This window comes from Spirulina sp. CS-785/01 (genome assembly GCF_028330525.1).
In the GTDB taxonomy this organism is placed as follows: domain Bacteria; phylum Cyanobacteriota; class Cyanobacteriia; order Cyanobacteriales; family Spirulinaceae; genus JAQMSD01.
In genome coordinates this window covers 1-2,543 of sequence record NZ_JAQMSD010000264.1, presented here as the reverse complement: position 1 = coordinate 2,543, position 2,543 = coordinate 1, and the positions used below count along the sequence as shown (strand labels likewise).

Annotated in this window: 2 protein-coding genes; both read left to right on the top strand. The window is 48.1% G+C overall.

Translation table 11 applies throughout. The features are described 5' to 3' along the window. Positions 1-74: 74 nt before the first annotated feature. Positions 75-1,205 (top strand): iron-containing alcohol dehydrogenase family protein, encoded by a 1,131-nt coding sequence (locus tag PN462_RS17190; RefSeq protein WP_272130050.1) that lies wholly within the window; start codon positions 75-77, stop codon positions 1,203-1,205. Between the two features lie 143 nt (positions 1,206-1,348). Continuing rightward, positions 1,349-2,335, top strand: coding sequence for an ABC transporter ATP-binding protein (locus PN462_RS17185; RefSeq protein WP_272130049.1), 987 nt, complete (start codon positions 1,349-1,351; stop codon positions 2,333-2,335). The last annotated feature ends 208 nt before the right edge of the window (positions 2,336-2,543 follow it).

Here is a 2,543-nt window from a genome sequence, read left to right as displayed (position 1 = left end):
CCTCTGCCCTCTGCCCTCTGCCCTCTGCCTTCTGCCTTCTGCCTTTTTTGACCAAGAACCAAACAACGTAAATTATGTCAGTAGAGACGCAAACGACACAAACCCTAAAATCTCTATTTGTTGCCCCAACCCAAGTGTTACGGGGAAATCAGAGTTTGGCGCAAGCTGGAGAAAATATTGCCAAATTAGGACAACGGCCTTTAATTGTAGGCGGCGATCGCACCTTAGCTCTCATTGAACCCCATCTCGCCCCGGTTTGTCAGCAACACAACCTCAACAGCGTTTCCGCCAGTTATCTCCCTGACTGCTCTGAAGCCTCCCTCGCCCACTTACAGGACTCCTTAGACAACCATAACGCGGATTTAATTATCGGAGTCGGAGGCGGTAAAGCCCTCGATGCGGCCAAATTATTAGCCCACCAAAACCACTTACCCGTCGTCACCATTCCCACCTCTGGGGCGACTTGTGCCGCGTGGACTGCCCTCTCTAACATTTACACCCAAGCAGGGGCCTTTCAGTACGATGTGAGCCTCACCCGCTGCCCAGATTTACTGATTTTAGACTATGATCTCGTTCAGACTGCTCCCCAACGGACTTTAGTGGCGGGAATTGGAGATGCGATCGCAAAATGGTACGAAGCCTCCGTCAGCAGTGGCAACGCCACCGCTACCCTCACCATCGCCGCCGTACAACAGGCCCGCATCCTCCGGGATATCCTCCTACAAAAATCCGCCAACGCCCTCGAAACCCCCGGTAGTGACGACTGGCGCGAAGTCGTAGATGCCTCTGTCTTACTGGCGGGGGTTATTGGTGGGTTAGGCGGCGCACAATGCCGCACCGTCGCCGCCCACGCCGTCCATAACGGCTTAACCCACCTCCCCGCCGCCCACCACATCCTCCACGGCGAAAAAGTCGCCTATGGCATCCTCGTGCAACTCCGCCTAGAGGAAATGGTACAAGGCAACCAACTGGCCACCACCGCCAGAGGCCAACTGATCGACTTTTATAACCGCATTGGCCTCCCCAAAAACCTCAATGATCTCGGCCTCGGCAACATCACCCTCGCCGAGTTACACCAAGCGGCCAGCGTCGCTTGTAACCCCAAGTCCGATATTCACCACCTCCCCTTCCCCGTCACCGTAGAACAACTCATGGCCGCCATGGTATCGACAACGGTAGAAATGGGGGTAATGAGTAATGGGTAATTGAAGATGGGGGAGATAGGAAGATGGGGAAGATGGGGAAGATGGGGAAGAACAAAGAACCAAGAACTTTACTGTTTACTGTTTACTGTTTACTGTTCCCTTTTTCACCAATAACTAACAACAAACAAACAACCCCAAAAAAAATGTCCATTATCACCGTTGAAAACCTGAGTAAAACCTATCCAGTTCCGGTGAAAAACCCCGGTTTGAAGGGGACATTAACCCATTTTTTCCGTCGTCAATATCGCCATGTTGAGGCCGTGAAGTCTGTCTCCTTTCACCTCGAAATGGGGGAAATTGTGGGGTTTTTGGGGGCTAACGGTGCAGGGAAAACCACTACCTTAAAAATGCTCACCGGACTCATTCACCCATCTGGGGGAAATATCCGGGTTGCGGGGTATGTCCCATTCCGTCGTCAAGGGCAATTTTTAAGCAAAATGAGCCTAGTTATGGGACAAAAACAACAACTCCTTTGGGACTTACCTGCCTTAGACTCTTTACGCATTAATGCGGCAGTTTATAAGATACCAGAAAAGGAGTTTAAATATCGCATCTCGGAACTGTCTGACTTACTTTCTCTGGAGGGAAAATTAAACCAACCTGTCCGTAAGTTATCCTTGGGAGAACGGATGAAAGCGGAACTTTTAGCGGCCTTATTACATCATCCCCAAGTCTTATTTTTAGATGAACCAACATTAGGGTTAGATGTGAATGCACAGGCCGCAGTTCGGGATTTTTTGCGAGAATATAACCGTCGGTATCAAGCGACTATTGTATTAACCAGTCATTACATGGCGGATATTACGGCCTTGTGTGAACGAGTTATGCTCATTCACGAAGGACAATTAATATATGATGGTAGTTTAGAGGCACTTTTAGAACGGTTTGCTCCCTATCGAGAAGTTAAAGTGGAGTTAGCAGAAAGTCTTTCTAGAGAGAAGTTAGAACCGTTTGGAGAAATAGAAGCAATAGAAGGCCGAGATGTGCGCTTTATTGTCCGTCGAGAACAGTTAACTCAAACAGTGGAGGAGTTATTAGCTAAATTAAAAATTTTAGATTTAAGTGTAAATGATCCCCCCATTGAGGAGGTTATTGGCCGTTTATTCGCCCAAGGAAATACAGAGAGTTAAGAGTTGAGAGTTAACTTATAAATATTAACCCGTTTTAACGGGTTTTCGCTATCAGCCTTGGGTTTTAACCCAAGGTTCAGACAAACAAAACCAACAACCAACTATTCCCTATTCCCTGTTCCCTATTCCCTGTTCCCTATTATTCCCTGTTCCCTATTATTCCCTGTTCCCTATTATTCCCTGTTCCCTATTATTCCCTGTTCCCTAT

Coding starts and splice junctions, on each gene's coding strand:
- PN462_RS17190 (WP_272130050.1), top strand. CDS start 75: ATGTCAGTAGAGACGCAAACGACACAAACCCTAAAATCTCTATTTGTT.
- PN462_RS17185 (WP_272130049.1), top strand. CDS start 1,349: ATGTCCATTATCACCGTTGAAAACCTGAGTAAAACCTATCCAGTTCCG.